This is a genomic window from Oleiphilus sp. HI0117 (assembly GCF_001635235.1).
The window spans coordinates 1-675 of record NZ_LWGA01000351.1; the positions used below are offsets into that span (position 1 = coordinate 1).

General features: G+C 39.4%; 1 protein-coding gene. It reads left to right on the forward strand.

The genetic code is table 11. The features are described from left to right. Positions 1–156 precede the first annotated feature (156 nt). The coding region (locus tag A3757_RS04270; RefSeq protein ID WP_156506170.1) for a hypothetical protein at positions 157–675 on the forward strand (519 nt) is incomplete at its 3' end.

Here is a 675-nt window from a genome sequence, read left to right on the forward strand (position 1 = left end):
TAAGTGGGCTAAGAACACCTTATTAAACAAAAAACCGTTAACCAGATAACATTTTAGTATGCTTATACTAAATTTTATCACTATATTCCAACACCTAATGTTGTTTTTAAAACATTACAACCTCTTTTCATACACACATGGAGTTTTATTAAACGTATGAACCTACACCTTAAAACATTATCTTTATTGCTTCCGCTTACCCTACTGACTGCCTGTAAGAATGAAATCACACCAGAATGGGAGCAATATTACTCTCATGCCAGTAGCAATGAATCTCGAGTTGAGTGGCTATCAAATGTCGCCGTCGATGGTTATGGAGAAATAATCAGCGGCGGATCAACGATCCGAACAGGCACGGACCGCCAACAAAATATTTTGCTGGTTAAGCGAAGCAGTGATGGTGAATTAATCTGGTCAACCGATATTGACCTTGCGAAAGGCAACTATCGAAGTGACGATAAGATAACTGATCTCACCCTAGATAGTGACGGTAACAGCTATGCCATTGGTGTTAGCTATATTGTCGAAAATGACATTCAACGCTATGGCTCTTTCCTCGTTAAAGTAGATACTTATGGAGAACTAGTGTGGTCTATTGAGCTATCTAAACACGATGATGCGCGCGATCTAGAGATCCATCAAGACCAGTTATATGTTACAGGTTTTGCCACCCAA